The organism is Citrobacter sp. CK199 (assembly GCF_030333285.1).
In the GTDB taxonomy this organism is placed as follows: Bacteria; Pseudomonadota; Gammaproteobacteria; order Enterobacterales; family Enterobacteriaceae; genus Citrobacter_B; species Citrobacter_B koseri.
The window spans coordinates 147,562-166,568 of sequence record NZ_JAOWGF010000024.1; the positions used below are offsets into that span (position 1 = coordinate 147,562).

18 protein-coding genes are annotated in these 19,007 nt (G+C 50.7%); 7 read left to right on the forward strand and 11 right to left on the reverse strand.

Translation table 11 applies throughout. The features are described 5' to 3' along the window. Positions 1 to 35: 35 nt before the first annotated feature. The 8 genes from OGX75_RS04830 to OGX75_RS04865 all read right to left on the reverse strand — a co-directional run bounded on the left by OGX75_RS04830 (position 36) and on the right by OGX75_RS04865 (position 7,300). Positions 36 to 905 carry an aldo/keto reductase family oxidoreductase gene (locus tag OGX75_RS04830; protein WP_047463600.1) on the reverse strand — a complete coding sequence of 290 codons (870 nt, stop codon included), beginning with the start codon at positions 903 to 905 and terminating at the stop codon, positions 36 to 38. Positions 906 to 1,022: 117 nt separating this feature from the next. Continuing rightward, positions 1,023 to 1,346 carry a YdbL family probable chaperone protein gene (locus tag OGX75_RS04835; RefSeq protein ID WP_024130313.1) on the reverse strand — a complete coding sequence of 108 codons (324 nt, stop codon included), beginning with the start codon at positions 1,344 to 1,346 and terminating at the stop codon, positions 1,023 to 1,025. A gap of 7 nt (positions 1,347 to 1,353) precedes the next feature. Continuing rightward, the gene (locus OGX75_RS04840) at positions 1,354 to 1,536 is read right to left on the reverse strand and encodes a YnbE family lipoprotein (protein WP_012132311.1); all 183 of its coding nucleotides are present in this window, start codon (positions 1,534 to 1,536) and stop codon (positions 1,354 to 1,356) included. Further along, positions 1,533 to 4,172: a YdbH family protein gene (locus OGX75_RS04845; protein WP_286451308.1), complete on the reverse strand. Its 2,640-nt coding sequence runs from the start codon at positions 4,170 to 4,172 to the stop codon at positions 1,533 to 1,535. Before OGX75_RS04845 ends, OGX75_RS04840 begins: the two co-directional genes overlap by 4 nt. A gap of 344 nt (positions 4,173 to 4,516) precedes the next feature. Beyond that, positions 4,517 to 4,960 (reverse strand): DUF417 family protein, encoded by a 444-nt coding sequence (locus OGX75_RS04850; protein ID WP_049011902.1) that lies wholly within the window; start codon positions 4,958 to 4,960, stop codon positions 4,517 to 4,519. Between the two features lie 47 nt (positions 4,961 to 5,007). Beyond that, entirely contained in the window at positions 5,008 to 5,469 is a 462-nt protein-coding gene (locus OGX75_RS04855; RefSeq protein ID WP_112002060.1) for a helix-turn-helix transcriptional regulator, read from the reverse strand. A gap of 48 nt (positions 5,470 to 5,517) precedes the next feature. Further along, the gene (locus OGX75_RS04860) at positions 5,518 to 6,630 is read right to left on the reverse strand and encodes a YadA-like family protein (protein ID WP_115181610.1); all 1,113 of its coding nucleotides are present in this window, start codon (positions 6,628 to 6,630) and stop codon (positions 5,518 to 5,520) included. Between the two features lie 34 nt (positions 6,631 to 6,664). Further along, a complete protein-coding gene (locus OGX75_RS04865; protein ID WP_123907487.1) occupies positions 6,665 to 7,300 on the reverse strand; it encodes a hypothetical protein in 636 nt (211 codons plus the stop codon). Between the two features lie 788 nt (positions 7,301 to 8,088). On the opposite strand from OGX75_RS04865, the gene ldhA reads away from it, so the two are divergent. Together ldhA and hslJ are read left to right on the forward strand one after the other, a co-directional pair. Further along, on the forward strand, positions 8,089 to 9,078 hold the full coding sequence (gene ldhA / locus OGX75_RS04870; protein ID WP_012132304.1) for a D-lactate dehydrogenase: 990 nt from the start codon (positions 8,089 to 8,091) through the stop codon (positions 9,076 to 9,078). Between the two features lie 113 nt (positions 9,079 to 9,191). Beyond that, positions 9,192 to 9,614, forward strand: coding sequence for a heat shock protein HslJ (gene hslJ / locus OGX75_RS04875; RefSeq protein ID WP_047463583.1), 423 nt, complete (start codon positions 9,192 to 9,194; stop codon positions 9,612 to 9,614). Here hslJ and OGX75_RS04880 read toward each other — a convergent pair. Further along, positions 9,611 to 9,877: a putative hemolysin gene (locus tag OGX75_RS04880; RefSeq protein WP_012132302.1), complete on the reverse strand. Its 267-nt coding sequence runs from the start codon at positions 9,875 to 9,877 to the stop codon at positions 9,611 to 9,613. The two genes, hslJ and OGX75_RS04880, sit on opposite strands and share 4 nt — an antisense overlap. A gap of 275 nt (positions 9,878 to 10,152) precedes the next feature. Here OGX75_RS04880 and nifJ point away from each other — a divergent pair, with 275 nt between their 5' ends. The 5 genes from nifJ to ttcA all read left to right on the forward strand — a co-directional run bounded on the left by nifJ (position 10,153) and on the right by ttcA (position 17,190). Continuing rightward, positions 10,153 to 13,677 carry a pyruvate:ferredoxin (flavodoxin) oxidoreductase gene (nifJ, locus tag OGX75_RS04885; RefSeq protein WP_286451307.1) on the forward strand — a complete coding sequence of 1,175 codons (3,525 nt, stop codon included), beginning with the start codon at positions 10,153 to 10,155 and terminating at the stop codon, positions 13,675 to 13,677. A gap of 364 nt (positions 13,678 to 14,041) precedes the next feature. Further along, complete coding sequence (ompC, locus tag OGX75_RS04890; RefSeq protein WP_071258364.1) at positions 14,042 to 15,166, forward strand: porin OmpC; 1,125 nt, start codon at positions 14,042 to 14,044, stop codon at positions 15,164 to 15,166. Between the two features lie 141 nt (positions 15,167 to 15,307). Then, positions 15,308 to 15,526 (forward strand): KTSC domain-containing protein, encoded by a 219-nt coding sequence (locus OGX75_RS04895; RefSeq protein ID WP_012132297.1) that lies wholly within the window; start codon positions 15,308 to 15,310, stop codon positions 15,524 to 15,526. 75 nt (positions 15,527 to 15,601) lie between these two features. Continuing rightward, the gene (gene uspF, locus OGX75_RS04900) at positions 15,602 to 16,036 is read left to right on the forward strand and encodes a universal stress protein UspF (RefSeq protein ID WP_012132296.1); all 435 of its coding nucleotides are present in this window, start codon (positions 15,602 to 15,604) and stop codon (positions 16,034 to 16,036) included. 218 nt (positions 16,037 to 16,254) lie between these two features. Continuing rightward, entirely contained in the window at positions 16,255 to 17,190 is a 936-nt protein-coding gene (gene ttcA / locus OGX75_RS04905) for a tRNA 2-thiocytidine(32) synthetase TtcA (protein ID WP_047463577.1), read from the forward strand. Positions 17,191 to 17,285: 95 nt separating this feature from the next. Here ttcA and dbpA read toward each other — a convergent pair whose 3' ends face one another. After that, entirely contained in the window at positions 17,286 to 18,659 is a 1,374-nt protein-coding gene (gene dbpA / locus OGX75_RS04910) for an ATP-dependent RNA helicase DbpA (protein WP_112002057.1), read from the reverse strand. Between the two features lie 29 nt (positions 18,660 to 18,688). After that, the gene (ynaL, locus tag OGX75_RS04915; RefSeq protein WP_072025335.1) at positions 18,689 to 18,871 is read right to left on the reverse strand and encodes a proline-rich small protein YnaL; all 183 of its coding nucleotides are present in this window, start codon (positions 18,869 to 18,871) and stop codon (positions 18,689 to 18,691) included. Positions 18,872 to 19,007: the final 136 nt, after the last annotated feature.

The window sequence follows — 19,007 nt, forward strand, 5'->3', positions numbered from 1 at the left end:
GGGGTGTCATCCTCCCGCAGGCCGGATAACCTCCATCAGGCATTCATGCCATTCAGCACCGCAAGAACCTCATCCGAAAGTTGCAAATCCCCTGCCGCCATATTTTCACGCAAATGCGTCACTGACGACGTTCCCGGAATTAACAGGATATTGGCTGAACGTTGCAGCAACCATGCCAGCGCTACCTGCATTGGCGTCGCATTCAGGCTGGCGGCAACGTCGGAGAGCGTTGATGACTGCAACGGCGTAAACCCGCCCAGCGGGAAGAACGGCACATAAGCGATACCCTCGCCCGCCAGCGCGTCAATAAGTGCGTCATCCTGGCGATGGGCGATATTGTACTCATTCTGCACGCAAACAATTTCGGCAATCTTCCTCGCCTCAGCCACCTGGTTCGCGGTGACATTGCTCAGACCGATATGCTTCACCAGCCCCTGCTGCTGAAGTTCAGCCAGCACGCTAAAACTCTCTTCGATAGATCCTTCATGCGGGCCATGACCGTCGCCGAACATAACGCGCAGGTTGACCACATCCAGCACATCAAGTCCGAGATTACGCAGATTATCGTGAACCGCCTGCTTCAGTTCCGCAGGCGAGAAAGCGGGCAACCACGACGCATCTTCCCCGCGACGGGCGCCAATTTTGGTGACGATCGCCAGATCGTCAGGGTACGGATGCAGCGCTTCTCGAATGATTTGGTTCGTAACATGCGGGCCGTAAAAATCGCTGGTATCAATGTGATTCACACCCAGCGAAATCGCCTCCCGAAGCACCGTCAGCGCGACGTGACGGTCTCTCGGCGGGCCAAATACACCAGGTCCTGCCAGTTGCATTGCCCCATACCCCAGCCGTTTTACCTGCCGGGAACCGAGAGAAAACGTCGCTGAATTACCGTGACTTGCCATAACTGCCCCTCTTGCTGAATATCGCTTCGGAGCAGACAGTATAGAAACTTACCCTGCAAATTATCGCGCTTTATCATACAAAACAGAAAATACGTAGAAGCTACGCACTGTTGCCAGTTACTTTTTCAGCCACTTACCGTTAATACCCTGTACATACTCACCCGGCTTTGCACGGTCGACCAGCTTTTGTCCGGCCATTTTCGCCACCTCATCCACCGGAATCTGATGGCTTTTCGCCAGCTGTTGATAACTGGCGCTACGCTCTTTATTAATCTCGCTGACGAGCGAGCGCGTTTCTGGATCGGTTGCCAGCGCCACCAGATAACCATTAAGCGTTTCCCCCACTCGCCCTTGCGTTCTCGCTTCGCTCAGGGTCAACGCGATGGCGTTGCAGCTCAATAAACTCAGGATAAGAACGGTCGCTCTAAGCTGTTTTTTCATCATGACCTCAGAACAAATCACTGCGTGACTTCAATAAACTTTCCACGTCCTTATCAACCTTGATATGAATTTCATGCTCAATTTTGACGTTCATATTGATGGTGATCGGTTCCTTCGGCGCTGCAACTTCAATACGCGGCGTACAGCCCGCCAGTAAGAAGAGCGCCAGCATGGCAATCATCGTTTTCATTGTTGTTCCTCACATTCCTTGCCTTCCGGGCAACGGGTTTCCGGCAACGCGGTGTTTTGTTCAAGCCATGCCTGTAAGTTGTCGCCAAAACGCAAACTGCGCCAGAGCGTAAAGACATTTTCTTCATGGGTATAGTTCAGGTTAACCGTGCCGACTTTACCGTCCACATGGCTTTTACCCGTGACCGTCGCCTGCATGGTCAGCACACCCAGATTGTCCAGATTAATTTTCGTCCACGAACGGGCAATCTCCATATAGCGTAACCAGTTGATTGCCGCGCCTGCCGCCATATTGTCTTTGACGACCGCATCGGCGGTATCTTTATCGATACGCAGCGTCATCGGGCCTGGATTGGTTAACCAGCCGTCTTTAATGATCCATTTTTCATTGCTCAGCCACAGCGGAAGCGCGCCGCTAACCGGGCCGGACATCGCAAATTGTTTGGGATTCACCGCGCTGATCAGTTCGCTGGAAGAGACATTTTGCACCCGCAGCAGTGCCGGATCGTGCTGCGGCATACGTAACTGCTTCATGATGATTTTGCCGCCCAGCACATCCACGCTCACGTCACTCAGCAATAAAGGATTCTCTTCGCTCCACGGATAACTTCCCTGGAGATCGGCCGTGATATTTTTCGCGGTGACCTGGTTTACCACCTCTGCGATGCGTAATGACACCGGCCCGCGCGTTCCCAGTTGCCAGGCGCCCTGACTGAAACGGAACGGCAACACAAAATCGACGCCGTTGATTTGGTTGTCCGGCATCCAGGCGCTACCGCCTTTCAGTACGCCGTGTCCACCCGCTTCGAACCCCTGATCCTCTGCGGCGGAAAAAGCCACCTGCGCGTACAGTTCGCCTGCGCGCAAATTCATTTTCCAGTCAGGAGGCAGCAAGGGCTGGAAGACCGTAACCGACTGTTTTGGCCACCAGGCCTGCCCGCGTAAACGAATGCCGTCCCAGCGCCCATTTACCCGCACTGGCCCAATCGCCCCGGCATGCAGGTCGCCTTTGAACTGGAATACCGTTGGGTCCGTTCCTTCAACGCTGAATTTGAGCGTTGACGGCGGTAAGACGCTGCCGCCGGTGAACACGGTATTGCCCGCATCCAGCGATAACGCGCCGCTGAAGGTCGGGTTCCCGGCATCACGAACCCACACGATCGGTTTATCCAGCACCAGGCGCGGAGACGCCACCGTCATCGTGCCGTATTGCAGTTGATCGAACCCGGTGGACAGGTCGGTAAGCGTGATGGTGTTGTCGTGCCATTCTCCTTTCCCGGCAACATCCCAACCGGCGTTCATCGGGGTGAAGCTGCCCTCGCCCCAGTAGCGCCACTGCCAGTGCCCCGCATCGGGAAGAAAATCATTCGCCAGCCCATCAAGATGCAGGACAAAGTCGCCCATCTTATTTTCGTGCGCGCGTAAAATTGCCTGTAATCGGCCATCAACTCCGCGTTGGGTGACTTTTATGCCAGCCAGCGGCCAGCGAATTTCGTCAATATCCAGAGAGTCGATCACCCGGCCACGAGAACGCAACAGCGCGCCGGGTTCAAAGGTCAGTTGTGGATCGGCCAGACTGCCGGTGAGCTGTGTCGGCAGTACCGCGTAAAAAATCAGATCGTCCTGTTTCGCTTCACCGGTTAAACGCAAGGGCATGTCGCTGTTATCCATACTCAGCTTGCCTGGCCCAATCGTCAGCACCGCATTGCCTTTACCCGCATCGCCTTGCGTCAGAACATTCAACCGGCCGCTTATCACCGCATTTTCAAGACCTGCCTGCCAGTTATTAATGTTGATCCCCAGACGTCCGCTCAGCGGAAAGCCCTGATACGGCCAGTTCCAGCGTCCATCGCTGATGGCAAGTTGCTGGCGAGTGACCTGCCAGGGGAGATCGAGCAGCGGCTCCGGGTTACCGCGCGCCATGACGATCAGCTGTCCGGCGTTGTCCCGCCACTCCAGTTCCGCATCCACCAGCGACGGTTCCTGCGGCAGGCTCAGCGTTGCGACGGCGTGTCCGTTCACCGGCAGCCCGTCCGGCACCAGAGGCAGCGTAAATTCCCCTTCCAGTTTTACAGGGGGCTGATTTTCGAAGGCGCTCACCTCCAGTTGGCTGACGGTGAAGTTTTGCCCGTGCAGCCGCCCCTGAAAGTTGACCTTCTCGCCCTGATAACGAATCTGTTGGAGGGCTGGCGTCAGCGAAAGCGACAATTTCCCCTGCCATTCCTGCCAGGGAGAAAGAATAAGCCTGTCGATATTAACCCAGGTATCAGGCAGCATAGACTGCCATTCTGCGAGCGTGCGCGGCGCTGCGGGCGATGGTTCAGATTCAGGGAGTTTTGCCAGACAGGCGGAGTCCAGTTCAAGCGTACCGATATTCAGCTGCCAGCGGCTGGGATGGGTGAGTTCCGCGCCGCTCATGCGTGCTAACGGGCAGTCCTCCACCAGATAACGCAGCTCCGGGATATGCAGGCCGTGGCGCGTAAGTTTCGGGCTTTCATCCAGCGCGATACGCGTACCAACCGGTAACCAGATGCCCGCCAGCGTAGGAAGCCACAGGCCAAGCGTCATGAGCAGCGTTAACGGTATAAGGATCAATAATAAAAGTAGCGCGAGAACGGCTTTGTATTTACCCTTCATGGGTAGTTAATATCCTGATTTAGCAAAAATTAAGCCGATAAGGCCCGTATTGTGGCATGTTTGGGCGCTCAGTTGAAGGCATCGCCCTCACTAAGGATAGATGTTCTGCCGCGACCCAACAATTTTGAGGCCGTCTTAGAAATGATAAAGTTGATGATATAACAGAGCGTTAGTATCCGATCCTTCTGCCATCTCACCGTGATGGCGCACATCCGCAGTCAGGCAAACATTTTGTACTGAATTAACTCAGTCTCCTGATTTATTACGGAAAACAGAGGCGCAGAGGACTGACCATTTGCAGATCCTCTGCCTGGGCTCACATTCCTGCCATCCTGTAGCAGCGTTTATACCCGGTATGTTCCATTCCTGAATGCCAGATACCGGGTAAGGTCATATTTCAGCAAAACTGCGCCAGCGCCAATCAAGAGAACATCCTTGATAATGAAGCTGTCAATTTTCCCCAGTTGTGGCAGCAGGCTCAGAGTCGTTACTCCTGTAGTGATAACAATGAGATCGCCTAGTATGCCAACACCAGGTCGGGCGAAGCCAATGATCAACGCAAGAAATGTAATGGTTTCCATAACGCCAAGGAAATAACTTCCCCCGTGGACACCAAAAATCAAATACAGAATATTGAGCCATGTTGATGAAATCAGAGGCTCCAGGGCCATAACTTCAAAATCAAACCATTTATAAGTACCAAACAGCATAAATACACCGATAACGCTCAGGCGAAGAATGACGATATCGTAATCTGAGCGAATAAATCGATTAATGAAATTCTTCATTCATATTCTCCGGGAAGATAATAATGAGATGCCAGCCAGATTTTATCTCAGATGAGAAATATCAGTTCAAAAAAAGCATTCCGATCAATGCCGTTACTTTTAAATGGCAGGTGCATTCCATTTTTTAAGCCGATTTTTTTCTTGATATTGTAAATATGCGAATATACTGTTTTCTTACTTCGACCTCTCATCCTGGCGATTTGCTCTACACTAAAGTGTTTATAGTATAAAAGGAAAGCGATAATTCTTTCATTATGTGTTAATGATTTACCTTGGTCATTCAAACAAGATCCATGCTTCATATTGCAAGGCTCTGACTTGCAGGCAAGGTAAAAATCATACCCGTAGAAAAGTATGCTCATGAGTCCGGCGAACTCATTATCACAGATAATAAAATACGTTTCTCTTTCGCTGTTAAAATGTTCAACGCCAAGTGCCTCACACGAATTGAATAATACTTCAGCGCCTTGCTGAAAATAAAAATCATGCGTCGCGATGATAATTTTCATTATTGCTCCATGAGCAGGGAGTAAAATACCCCCTGCTGTAAGCTTTAATCAGAACTCCAGACTAATACCCGTGTTCCATGAAACGGAATCTCCACCGGCCGCAACTGCCATTTTACCTGCAACATTGTCTGTAAAGCGGTAGCCGATCCCAACGGCTACTGCCTGCTTATCTGAATATCCTCCCAATGCCGCAGTAGCATTAAATTTACCCACGCTATAAGGCTGGAATAAACCTGCAAGCGCCGCATTCTGAGCTGCACTTTCACGAATTTCTTTGCGGTTGTTAGATATCTGTTTTTGCAGACCATTCATTCTGTCTGCCGCCATTTTTTGCCAGGATTCATGAAGATCTAAACGGCGACTATTCTTACTGGCCGCAGACTGGTTAGCATTGATTTTTCCAGATAAATATTTGCTGGTCTGAGAAAGCTCGCCACGAACAGCTTCCGTATTGTTGTCTATACGCGCGTAAGCATCCCTTTTGACACTGCCGATTTCGCCGCGCAAGGAATCACCCTGCTGCTTAAGCTCGTCACGCACGGCTTTTGCATTACTGTCGGCCCGTGCGTAGGCATCCCTTTTGGCGCTGCCGATTTCACCACGCAGGGAATCACCCTGCTGCTTAAGCTCACCACGCACGACTTTCGCATTATTGTCAGCCTGTGCAATTGCATCAGCTTTGGCCTGGCCGATTTCGCCGCGCAGAACATCCTTTTGTTCATCCAGTTCTTTATTAACCTTCCCAACGCTTACGGTCACGTCCTGTTTCACCGTATTTATTGCGTCCCGCTGTGAAGACAGCGAGCGATTTTGAGCATCAATATGCTCCGCTAAAACATCAGTATAAACACTCTGCAAGATATCCCGAGCACTAATAGCATTATCAACATACTCTCTCGTACTTTTATCTGTAGATTTAATATACTCTCTCGTACTGTCATTTGTAGCCTTTACATGACTATCTATATACTTAATCAGTTCTTCTTTAGAAACGCCCCCTTTTTGAGAAACGGTTTGAGCTAATGTAGCCAGTTGGGTATATAGCTCACGTTTAGTGACTGTTTTATCGAGATCGTTGTCCTGGCCCGCTGCCCAACTGATATTGCTTAGAGCCCCGAACAAAACCACACCTAACATAGAGGCCATAACATTCTTATGCATGTAAACACCCTTAAATTAAAATTAGGAACAATTTTTATCTATTGCAGAAATAAACAGACTCAACCAGAGAACAACAATCTGGAATTCGCCATCTTTTGCGTAGGAAGTTTTCAATCAACCAGACTTGCCTGATTCCAACTTTTAAATTAATTGCTATCATCTCTCGACTGAAGCCAGAAAGTATTAGTGCAAGAACACTTTTAGACAGCTTCGATAACCTCCCGGAAGAAAGTCGCGCATGTGTTATTTCATTAAGTAAAGGTACTGTATCCGTAAGATATGCTGTATCCTGAACAGATTCTTTCCTTAGTAAAACAGGAGGAAGAAAATAAATTACACGCTGTATTGTTTTATCGTGGTGTTTTACACCGCTTCTCCCTTCAATAGTGAAGTAGTTAAAAAACTCAGCAATGGTCTCATCCACAGGCAAAAAATAGCCATGCTTAAATATCAATGCTGCGCACGGGTAACATTCCCGAACATGCAGCCAGAAACTCAAAAATAAAGACGGCCGCCCATATATTACGACAGTAGCTGAAGGATACCTGTGAAGCTGCTCCAGTAGACTACATGTAGAGCAGGCATTTTCAGTTATTGAAATTGGTTTATTCAATAAGGTTATCTTGCTTACTGTTCCAGGCTTATTCATCGACAGATTCATCGCGTACATTTTTATTCCATTAAAAAGTCGCTACGATACTGCGCGCAGTCATAATAATACCTCCAACTTAACTTCGCCGGATAAGACAGGATTTAACATGCTGTGTTGTTAATAGTATGTATTAAGTTACGGCAATATCACCCCTCCACTCTTGTTTGTATTAAACGTGTTAATAAAAATCACGAGGATTCAAGTTAAAATAACAAAACTAATTTCTTGGTTAAATTATGCTTATTTGGAATCCTTTGACAATCCCTTGATAAACGGGATAACAGGAGCATATCAACGCCTGTTTAAATAAGTGCAAAAAATAAAAGGGAAATTACCGCTGGTCACACCAGACAGGACAATTGGTGAAATTTGCAGAAATGTGATAAGCATCACAGCAAATGAAAAAACGCATTAAATTCATCATGGAATGGAGCGATGAGCAGAGCAATTATCAATTTTTGTCAATCAATTGAAGCGATAGGTGATTTCGTATGAAAGTGAGGGTTTGCAGGTTATGTCTGTCGGTTGTTCGACGTTACGAACGTCTGTCAGCCTGATTCGCTACAGAAAGGATACGTCAGTCTGTGGAAGAGTAACTGACCCACTGATAAGGCGTGGGTTCAGAATGACCGAAAGGGAAATATGTGTTAAAGAAAGTTGTTTAATTTTAGTATGATAGGTGCCTTAAGAAGAGATGTTCTAAAATTATTCATTATGTCATGGTCACGCCTATCAATTATTTTTTAAATTTTGTAAGATAATTTTAATTGATTCAATGTTATTCCACCATCGCTGGAGAAAGTCTTATGAAACTCGCTGTTTACAGTACAAAGCAGTACGACAAGAAGTACCTGCAACATGTTAACGAGTCCTTTGGTTTTGAACTTGAATTTTTTGACTTTCTGCTGACTGAGAAAACGGCAAAAACCGCCAACGGTTGCGAGGCGGTATGCATCTTCGTTAATGACGACGGCAGCCGCCCGGTTCTGGAAGAGCTGAAAAAGCACGGCGTAAAATACATTGCGCTGCGTTGCGCTGGCTTCAATAACGTCGATCTGGACGCCGCAAAAGAGCTGGGTCTGCAAGTCGTGCGCGTCCCGGCCTATTCTCCTGAAGCCGTCGCCGAACATGCGATTGGTATGATGATGACGCTGAACCGTCGCATTCATCGCGCTTATCAACGTACCCGTGATGCAAACTTTTCACTGGAAGGTCTGACCGGTTTTACCATGCACGGTAAAACGGCTGGCGTGATCGGGACGGGCAAGATCGGCGTCGCCGCGTTGCGTATTCTGAAAGGTTTTGGTATGCGACTGCTGGCGTTTGATCCTTACCCAAGCGCCGCCGCGCTGGAGCTTGGCGTGGAGTATGTCGATCTGCCGACGCTGTTTGCGGAATCTGATGTCATTTCTCTGCATTGCCCGTTGACAGCTGAAAACTACCATTTGCTTAATCATGCCGCGTTCGATCAGATGAAAAATGGGGTGATGGTGATCAACACCAGTCGTGGGGCGTTGATTGATTCGCAGGCGGCAATTGAAGCGCTGAAAAACCAGAAGATTGGCTCACTGGGGATGGACGTCTATGAAAACGAACGCGATCTGTTCTTTGAGGACAAGTCCAACGATGTGATTCAGGATGACGTATTCCGTCGTCTGTCTGCCTGCCATAACGTGCTATTCACCGGGCACCAGGCTTTCCTGACCGCGGAAGCGTTGACCAGCATCTCGGAAACCACTCTGCAAAATCTGGAACAGCTCTCAAAAGGTGAAACCTGCCCGAACGCCCTGTTCTGACCCTTCTGCTCCCCTGCGTTCAGGGGAGCACTTTCAGATAATCCCCGATGATATACCAGGCTATATCATTACAATTATGAATGATTTCCCGTCAGCAAATGTAGAGAGTTTTAATGAAGAAGATCGTCGCACTGGTTGCACTCAGCATGCTTATGGCAGGCTGCGTCAGCAATGGAAAAGTCTCCGTTAACCGTGATCAGCTACAGCATCACCGTTTTGTTCTGGAGAGTGTAAACGGAAAACCAGTCGCTGCGGGTAAGAACGCCCCGGAGTTAAGCTTCGGTGAAAAAATGACGGTTTCCGGCCGCATGTGCAACCGCTTCAGTGGCCAGGGCAAGCTGTCTGATGGCGAGCTGAAAGTCAAAGAAATGGCGATGACGCGTATGATGTGCGCCGACCCGCAGTTAAATGAACTGGATCACACCATTAGCGCGATGCTCAAACAGGGCGCGCAGGTCGACTTAACGGCTAACCAGTTGACGCTGGCGACCGCAGAACAAACGCTGATGTTCCGACTGGCTGATTTAGTGCATTAATAGCTGCCGCAGCTTCCAGCGGCGAGCGACTGTTCACTACAGCGTTTGCCGTTGGGTAATGCACACATGCCAATCGCCGATCCGTCAAGCTGACGGGCAACAGAGAGCGACCCGCCAATCATGGCGCAGTTGGCTTCCCCGGAACTGGACATTGCCGCCTTTAACCCCGGAGCAACATGCGCTGCCGTCGCCTGCTGAACAGGCTCATTACTACAGGCCGACAATAATAACGCGGCACACCCCACTAAAAACGCTGCGCGCATCTCTCTCCCCTCTGAACGTTAGCCGAAACGACACCGCCATAAATAATAGGCAGGCTGCCCTGCGTCGTCGAGAGGCAAACTGCCCATTTATGCGGTTCATTGACATTTTTTAGCAATTTTTTTGCCCTCTCTTTGATCAAATCATTCATTCCCTCTATTCCAGGGACACAAAAGCGAAAATGGTAGAGATCGGGGTTTGCTAAAATAGAGAGATAACTATCAGGGCCCGCCGATGTTTCGCGAGTCCCTCTTTTTGTGCAATGTAAGGGTGTCATATGATCACTATTGACGGTAATGGCGCGGTTGCTTCGGTCGCATTCCGTACCAGCGAAGTTATCGCCATCTACCCAATTACGCCCAGTTCGACAATGGCTGAGCAGGCGGATGCCTGGGCCGGAAACGGGCTTAAGAACGTCTGGGGCGATACCCCTCGCGTCGTAGAAATGCAGTCGGAAGGCGGCGCCATCGCCACCGTTCACGGGGCATTACAGACCGGCGCGCTCTCGACCTCATTTACCTCATCTCAGGGCCTGCTGCTGATGATCCCAACGTTGTACAAACTGGCGGGACAGCTCACGCCGTTTGTACTCCACGTCGCCGCACGCACCATTGCTACTCATGCCTTGTCTATTTTTGGCGATCACTCTGATGTGATGGCGGTTCGCCAGACCGGCTGCGCCATGCTGAGCGCCGGTAGCGTTCAGGAAGCGCAGGATTTCGCGCTCATTTCGCAGATTGCCACGCTGAAAAGCCGCGTGCCATTTATTCATTTCTTTGATGGTTTCCGCACCTCGCATGAAATCAATAAAATTGTGCCGCTGGCGGATGACACCATTCTGAAACTGATGCCGCAGGCTGAAATTGACGCGCACCGCTCCCGCGCGCTCAATCCTGAACATCCGGTGATTCGCGGCACGTCTGCCAACCCGGATACCTACTTCCAGTCCCGTGAAGCCACGAACCCGTGGTACAACGCGGTTTATGACCACGTTGAACAGGCAATGAATGATTTCGCCGGGGCCACCGGTCGCCAGTACAAGCCGTTTGAATACTATGGCCATCCGCAGGCGGAACGCGTCATTATTCTGATGGGTTCCGCAATCGGCACCTGTGAGGAAGTGGTGGACGAGCTACTGGCGCGCGGCGAAAAAGTGGGCGTACTGAAAATCCGTCTGTTCCGTCCGTTCTCAGCAAAACATTTATTACAGGCGCTGCCGGAAACCGTACGTACCGTCGCCGTACTGGATCGCACCAAAGAGCCTGGCGCACAGGCCGAACCGCTGTATCTGGATGTGATGACCGCGCTGGCGGAGGCATTCAACAGCGGCGAGAGAGAAACCTTACCGCGGGTGATCGGCGGGCGCTATGGCCTCTCTTCAAAAGAGTTTGGCCCCGATTGCGTGCTGGCTGTTTTCAACGAACTGGCGAGCGCCAGACCCAAATCCCGCTTTACGGTTGGCATCTATGATGATGTCACTAATCTGTCTCTGCCCCTGCCGGAAAACACCCTGCCCGGTACAGCGAAACTGGAAGCGCTATTTTACGGTCTGGGCAGCGACGGCAGCGTTTCTGCAACCAAAAACAACATCAAGATTATTGGTAACTCCACGCCGTGGTATGCACAGGGTTACTTTGTCTATGACTCGAAGAAAGCTGGCGGCCTGACGGTCTCTCACCTGCGCGTCAGCGAGCAGCCGATTCGTTCCGCTTACCTGGTGGCGCAGGCTGATTTTGTCGGCTGCCACCAGTTGCAGTTTATTGATAAGTATCAGATGGCGGAACGTCTGAAACCAGGCGGTATTTTCCTGCTCAATACGCCGTACAACGCAGATGAAGTCTGGGCACGTCTGCCGCAGGAAGTTCAGGCGGTGCTGAACCAGAAAAAAGCGCGGTTCTTTGTGATTAACGCGGCTAAAATCGCCCGCGAATGCGGACTGGCGGCACGTATTAATACCGTGATGCAGATGGCCTTCTTCCACCTGACGCAGATTCTGCCTGGCGATAGCGCGCTGGCGGAATTACAGGGGGCGATAGCGAAAAGCTACAGCAGTAAAGGCCAGGAGCTGGTTGAGCGTAACTGGCAGGCGCTGGCGCTGGCGCGCGAATCGGTAACAGAAGTTCCGTTGCAGGCGGTGGACCCGCACAGCGCAAATCGTCCTCCGGTGGTGTCTGACGCCGCGCCCGATTTCGTTAAAACGGTTACAGCCGCCATGCTCGCCGGGCTTGGTGACGCCCTGCCCGTTTCAGCGTTGCCGCCAGACGGCACCTGGCCGATGGGGACGACCCGTTGGGAAAAACGCAACATCGCCGAAGAGATCCCTATCTGGAAAGAAGAGTTGTGTACCCAGTGTAACCACTGTGTCGCCGCCTGCCCGCACTCGGCGATCCGCGCTAAAGTGGTTTCGCCGGAAGCAATGGAGAACGCCCCGGCCAGCCTGCACTCGCTGGATGTGAAATCACGCGATATGCGTGGTCAGAAATACGTGTTGCAGGTGGCGCCGGAAGACTGCACGGGTTGTAACCTGTGTGTTGAAGTTTGCCCGGCGAAAGACCGCCAGAACCCTGAAATCAAGGCCATCAATATGATGTCCCGCCTTGAACATGTCGAAGAAGAAAAAGTGAATTATGACTTCTTCCTCAATCTGCCGGAAATCGACAAGAGCAAGCTGGAGCGTATTGATATTCGCACCTCTCAGTTGATCACGCCGCTGTTCGAATACTCCGGCGCCTGCTCCGGTTGTGGTGAAACGCCGTATATCAAGCTGCTGACCCAGCTGTATGGCGACCGCATGTTAATTGCCAACGCGACCGGCTGTTCTTCTATTTATGGCGGTAATCTGCCTTCAACGCCTTACACCACCGATGCCAACGGTCGCGGCCCTGCATGGGCGAACTCGCTGTTTGAAGATAACGCCGAATTCGGTCTGGGCTTCCGCCTGACGGTTGATCAACATCGCGTGCGCGTCATGCGCCTGCTGGAACAGTTCGCCGATCGCATCCCAACGGATTTAAACGACGCATTGCACGCCGAAGCGACGCCGGAAGTTCGTCGTGAACAGGTCGCCGCATTACGCCAGCATCTGAAAGATGTCGACGGCGCGCATGAACTGTTAACCGATGCCGATGCGCTGATTGAGAAATCAATCTGGCTGATTGGCGGTGACGGCTGGGCCTACGATATTGGCTTTGGCGGTCTGGATCATGTGCTGAGCCTGACCGAGAACGTCAATATTCTGGTTCTGGACACGCAGTGTTATTCCAATACCGGCGGACAGGCGTCGAAAGCGACGCCGCTTGGCGCGGTCACGAAGTTTGGCGAACACGGCAAGCGCAAAGCGCGTAAGGATCTGGGTGTGAGCATGATGATGTACGGTCATGTGTATGTCGCGCAGATCTCGCTGGGCGCGCAGTTAAACCAGACGGTGAAAGCAATCCAGGAAGCGGAAGCGTATCCGGGGCCATCGCTGATCATTGCCTACAGCCCATGTGAAGAACACGGCTACGACCTGGCGCTGAGCCACGATCAGATGCGTCAGTTAACGGCTACCGGCTTCTGGCCACTGTACCGCTTTGACCCGCGTCGCGCCGATGAGGGTAAACTGCCGCTGGCGCTGGACTCCCGTCCACCGTCAGACGCGCTGGCAGAGACGCTGCTCAACGAGCAACGCTTCCGCCGTCTGAATGCACAGCAGCCAGACGTTGCTGAACAGCTCTGGAAGGATGCGACGGCGGATCTGCAAAAACGCTATGACTTCCTTGCTCAACTGGCAGGTAAAGCGGAAAAGAGCGGTGCTGAATAATACGGCTGTTTGAGTATTCGTCAGAACGAAAAAAAGCCCGAACCAAGGTTCGGGCTTGTCAATTCATTCGCTGGAAGATCAGTACTTATCGCAATGGCCCAACGAAAAAAGCAAAATGTGACAATAAAGGCATATAACCCGCGCAGAATATCGCAACAAAATTAAATTGTATAATTTTTATTTTATATGTTTTATTAAAAAACATTCATGTCAATTATCATCATTTCTGTAGAATTATTTAATTAAGATTTTACTTAAGACGTAACAATTCATATTTATCTCTTTACGGAACTTCTCCTTTAGCATGATTTCACTTCCCTTATGGGGAGTCACAGGTAAATAAAAAAACTAAAGGGTTATTTCAATGAAAAGAAAAGTACTGGCTCTCGTAATCCCTGCCCTGTTAGCCGCAGGCGCGGCCCACGCCGCTGAAGTTTATAATAAAGACGGCAATAAATTAGATCTCTATGGCAAAGTAGACGGTCTGCATTATTTCTCTGATGACGCAAATTCTGACGGCGATCAAACATACATGCGTATGGGTTTCAAGGGTGAAACTCAGGTTAACGATATGATCACGGGTTACGGCCAGTGGGAATATCAGGTTCAGGCTAACGGTACCGAAGGTGATAAAGGTGACTCCTGGACTCGTCTGGCATTCGCAGGTATTAAAGTCGGTGACTATGGTTCATTCGACTACGGCCGTAACTACGGCGTACTGTACGACGTGGAAGGCTGGACCGATATGTTGCCAGAATTCGGCGGCGACTCTTATACCAAAGCAGACAACTTCATGACCGGTCGTGCTAACGGCGTAGCAACCTACCGTAATACCGACTTCTTCGGTCTGGTGGATGGTCTGAGCTTTGCGCTGCAATATCAGGGGGCGAATGAAAACCAGGTTACCAACGAGCAGGAAGGTACGGGCAACGGCGGCGACCGTAACGTGAAAAACTCCAACGGCGACGGCTTCGGTATCTCTTCAACTTACGATCTGGGTATGGGCGTCAGCTTCGGTGCGGCATATACCACCTCCGACCGAACAAATCAGCAAGCAAACCACTCCACTGCTGGCGGTGATAAAGCAGATGCGTGGACTGCTGGCCTGAAATATGACGCTAACAACATCTATCTGGCGACCATGTATTCTGAAACCCGTAATATGACTCCTTACGGTGGCTCAAACGGCAGTGATAACACCATTGCCAACAAAACCCAGAACTTTGAAGTTACAGCGCAGTACCAGTTCGACTTCGGTCTGCGTCCTGCCGTATCTTTCCTGATGTCTAAAGGTAAGGATCTGGCCGGCGGTGAAGATAAAGACCTGGTTAAATATGCTGACGTAGGCGCGACCTACTACTTCAACAAAAACTTTTCCACTTATGTTGATTACAAAATCAACCTGCTGGATGAAGACGACAGCTTCTACACTCGCAACGATATGTCTACCGACGACGTCGTTGCTCTGGGTATGGTTTACCAGTTCTAAGTCCGTCAGCCCGCTGGCAACGGCGGGCTTTTCTCATAACAACAGTGTTTTATCTATACTAAAACAATATATTTGTTGCGCTAAAACTCTCCATTGATAGATGATATATTGCATAAAGATCTGCTGTAGAGGACGCCGGCAATGAACCATCATCCCGTTAAATCATCCCGTATTGCATCCGTCGGCTATGACGAAACCTCCAGCACGCTGGAAATTCGTTTTCATCGAACCGGTACTCTGCAATATCTCGGCGTCCCGTCGCGTATTTTTCGTGATTTTCTTGTCGTGGTTTCTAAAGGCCGCTTTTATGACGGCGTGATCAAAGGGAAATTTCCAGAGCAGAAACCAAACTCACGCTAAAATGTGACTCCTGTCATTGTACATAAAGTGCCATTAAGGGTTAAACTTTAATCGGATACTTAAACAGGAGGTTTTATGAGCAGAACGATTCTTGTGCCCATCGATATTTCAGATTCAGAATTAACTCAACGCGTTATCACCCATGTTGAAGCCGAGGCAAAAATAGATGACGCAGAGGTCCATTTCCTGACCGTTATTCCGTCACTGCCCTATTACGCCTCTTTAGGCCTGGCCTACTCAGCAGAGTTACCGGCTATGGACGATCTGAAAGCCGAAGCAAAATCTCAACTGGAAGAGATTATCAAGAAGTTCAGTATTCCTGCCGACAGAGTACAGATTCATATCGCGGAAGGTTCTCCGAAAGATAAAATTCTGGAAATGGCTAAAAAATTACCGGCAGACATGGTGATTATTGCTTCTCACCGCCCGGACATCACCACGTATCTGCTGGGCTCCAACGCCGCAGCGGTCGTACGCCATGCCGAATGTTCCGTCCTGGTGGTCCGCTAAACGCATCAGCCCGCACGCCGTTGCGGGCTTTTCATATCCACTTTTCAACCCTGCACGCTTACCTGTAACCTGAGGTATAACGGGTATAAATGTGCTGACATTCTTCTCGCCAATCCGTACCATACACGCCACAGTTTTTATATCAGATTTCTTTTGCCGGTCTTTCCGGCGTGATGCATACTTTTCTGATGCCACACAATGAATTGAGCCTCTATTAAATGTCGCAAAATCAAGATATTAGCAAGAAAGAACAGTACAACCTGAACAAATTACAAAAGCGTCTGCGTCGTAACGTGGGCGAAGCGATTGCTGACTTCAATATGATCGAAGAAGGCGATCGCATCATGGTGTGCCTTTCCGGCGGGAAAGACAGCTATACCATGCTGGAAATTCTGCGTAATTTGCAGCAAAGCGCGCCCGTCAACTTTTCACTGGTCGCCGTTAACCTTGACCAGAAGCAACCGGGTTTTCCTGAACACATTCTGCCGGAATATCTCGAGAAACTGGGCGTAGAGTATAAGATCGTTGAAGAAAACACCTATGGGATCGTTAAAGAGAAAATTCCTGAAGGCAAAACGACCTGCTCTCTGTGCTCCCGACTGCGCCGCGGTATTCTCTACCGCACCGCAACAGAACTGGGTGCGACCAAAATTGCGTTAGGCCACCACCGCGACGATATCCTGCAAACGTTATTCCTGAACATGTTCTACGGCGGGAAAATGAAAGGGATGCCGCCGAAGCTGATGAGCGATGATGGCAAACACATCGTTATCCGCCCGCTGGCCTACTGCCGCGAGAAAGATATTGAGCGTTTTTCAGAAGCCAAAGCGTTCCCTATTATTCCGTGCAACCTGTGCGGGTCGCAGCCAAACCTGCAACGCCAGGTCATCGCCGACATGCTGCGCGACTGGGATAAGCGTTATCCAGGGCGTATTGAAACCATGTTCAGCGCGATGCAGAACGTGGTGCCTTCTCATCTGAGCGATATTAATCTTTTTGATTTCAAAGGCATTAATCATGATTCCGACGTAGTAGACGGTGGTGATTTAGCCTTTGACCGCGAAGAGATCCCTCTGCAACCCGCAGGCTGGCAGCCAGAGGAAGACGATAATCAGCTGGATGAACTGCGTCTGAACGTCGTGGAAGTGAAGTAATTTCTGACTCAGCCGGATGGCGATGTAAACATCTTATCCGGCCTACGATGCGCATAAACACCTGTAGGCCGGATAAGCGGAGCGCCAACGGGCATTTATTTCAATAAACGAACCCGACAGCTCTTCCCTTTTATCTTTCCGTTCTGTAATTGCTTCCAGGCTTTCTGCGCCACAGGCTGACGAACCGCCACATAGACATGAGCCGGATGTACGGTAATTTTGCCAATATCAGCGCTATCCAGACCAATATCTCCCGTTAATGCTCCCAGCACGTCGCCCGGGCGCATTTTTGCCTTTTTACCGCCATCAATGCACAGCGTCGCCATTTCAGCTTCCAGCGGTACAACCGGAACGTTGCCCGGCGGCGTCAGCCAGTTCAGTTTAAGCTGCAACATTTCAGACAGAATATTGGCGCGCTGCGCCTCTTCCGGCGCGCAAAAACTGATCGCCAGACCGCTGTTGCCTGCACGGGCGGTACGACCAATACGGTGTACGTGAACTTCCGGGTCCCACGCCAGCTCGAAGTTTACGACCAGCTCCAGCGACTTGATATCCAGCCCACGCGCGGCGACGTCCGTCGCTACCAGTACGCGCGCGCTGCCGTTTGCAAAACGAACCAGCGTCTGGTCACGATCGCGCTGCTCAAGGTCGCCATGCAGCGATAATGCGCTCTGCCCGACAGAATTGAGCGCATCACAAACCGCCTGACAATCTTTTTTGGTATTACAGAAAACAACGCATGACGCAGGCTGATGCTGGCTCAGCAGCTTTTGCAGTAGCGGGATTTTCCCCTGCGAAGATGTTTCAAAAAACTGCTGCTCGATAGATGGCAGCGCGTCCACCGAATCAATTTCAATCGTCAATGGATTTTGCTGAACCCGACCGCTGATCGCCGCGATGGCCTCAGGCCAGGTGGCGGAAAACAGCAGAGTCTGACGGCGTGACGGCGCAAAGCGAATCACCTCGTCAATAGCGTCGCTAAAGCCCATATCCAGCATCCTGTCGGCTTCATCCATCACCAGCGTTTGCAGGGCATCCAGAGAAACGGTGCCTTTTTGCAGATGGTCAAGCAGGCGACCCGGCGTCGCGACAATAATATGCGGCGCATGCTGGAGAGAGTCTCGCTGCGCGCCGAAAGGTTGCCCGCCGCACAACGTCAGGATTTTGGTATTAGGCAGAAAACGCGCCAGACGACGCAGCTCCCCTGCCACCTGATCGGCCAGTTCGCGCGTAGGACAAAGCACCAGCGACTGGGTCTGGAACAGACTGGCATCAATATGCTGTAAAAGCCCGAGACCAAATGCAGCCGTTTTTCCGCTGCCGGTTTTTGCCTGCACGCGCACATCTTTTCCGGCCAGGATCGCCGGTAACGCAGCGGCCTGGACAGGCGTCATCTCAAGATAACCCAACTCGTTAAGATTCTCGAGTTGGGCGGCAGGCAGGACATTCAGAGTAGAAAAAGCGGTCACAATTTAATCTCGCGGTAAAAGACACACAGTCAGCAGGCGCGTATCCTCGCAGATCTCCGCTCTTGATGCGACAATTTAATCGGTTCTTCATCCGGCGGCGGATCTGGCATAGGTTGTGGGCGCGGGATAGGATCGGGAATCGGCACCGGATCGGTTGGTACGGAATCCGACTGGCGTGTTTGCATTTGCAATAACGTGAACAGGCTGGTCATATTACCCTCCGGTCATACAGATTGACTCTTTTAGGGTAGACGCTGATATCCCGCAGGCAAAAAAAAGCCGACTAATCTAAGTCGGCGTCGTACGAATCAATTGTGCTATGCAGTAATTCAAAAAAGGAAGTAAGAC

Excerpts from the sequence above, each read along its gene's own strand:
- ttcA (WP_047463577.1), top strand. The coding sequence starts at position 16,255 with ATGTCGCAAAATCAAGATATTAGCAAGAAAGAACAGTACAACCTGAAC.
- ynaL (WP_072025335.1), bottom strand. The coding sequence starts at position 18,871 with ATGACCAGCCTGTTCACGTTATTGCAAATGCAAACACGCCAGTCGGAT.
- OGX75_RS04855 (WP_112002060.1), bottom strand. The coding sequence starts at position 5,469 with ATGAAAATTATCATCGCGACGCATGATTTTTATTTTCAGCAAGGCGCT.
- OGX75_RS04860 (WP_115181610.1), bottom strand. The coding sequence starts at position 6,630 with ATGCATAAGAATGTTATGGCCTCTATGTTAGGTGTGGTTTTGTTCGGG.
- OGX75_RS04830 (WP_047463600.1), bottom strand. The coding sequence starts at position 905 with ATGGCAAGTCACGGTAATTCAGCGACGTTTTCTCTCGGTTCCCGGCAG.
- OGX75_RS04865 (WP_123907487.1), bottom strand. The coding sequence starts at position 7,300 with ATGTACGCGATGAATCTGTCGATGAATAAGCCTGGAACAGTAAGCAAG.
- uspF (WP_012132296.1), top strand. The coding sequence starts at position 15,602 with ATGAGCAGAACGATTCTTGTGCCCATCGATATTTCAGATTCAGAATTA.
- OGX75_RS04835 (WP_024130313.1), bottom strand. The coding sequence starts at position 1,346 with ATGAAAAAACAGCTTAGAGCGACCGTTCTTATCCTGAGTTTATTGAGC.
- ldhA (WP_012132304.1), top strand. The coding sequence starts at position 8,089 with ATGAAACTCGCTGTTTACAGTACAAAGCAGTACGACAAGAAGTACCTG.
- OGX75_RS04840 (WP_012132311.1), bottom strand. The coding sequence starts at position 1,536 with ATGAAAACGATGATTGCCATGCTGGCGCTCTTCTTACTGGCGGGCTGT.
- ompC (WP_071258364.1), top strand. The coding sequence starts at position 14,042 with ATGAAAAGAAAAGTACTGGCTCTCGTAATCCCTGCCCTGTTAGCCGCA.
- OGX75_RS04895 (WP_012132297.1), top strand. The coding sequence starts at position 15,308 with ATGAACCATCATCCCGTTAAATCATCCCGTATTGCATCCGTCGGCTAT.
- OGX75_RS04880 (WP_012132302.1), bottom strand. The coding sequence starts at position 9,877 with ATGCGCGCAGCGTTTTTAGTGGGGTGTGCCGCGTTATTATTGTCGGCC.
- OGX75_RS04850 (WP_049011902.1), bottom strand. The coding sequence starts at position 4,960 with ATGAAGAATTTCATTAATCGATTTATTCGCTCAGATTACGATATCGTC.
- nifJ (WP_286451307.1), top strand. The coding sequence starts at position 10,153 with ATGATCACTATTGACGGTAATGGCGCGGTTGCTTCGGTCGCATTCCGT.
- hslJ (WP_047463583.1), top strand. The coding sequence starts at position 9,192 with ATGAAGAAGATCGTCGCACTGGTTGCACTCAGCATGCTTATGGCAGGC.
- OGX75_RS04845 (WP_286451308.1), bottom strand. The coding sequence starts at position 4,172 with ATGAAGGGTAAATACAAAGCCGTTCTCGCGCTACTTTTATTATTGATC.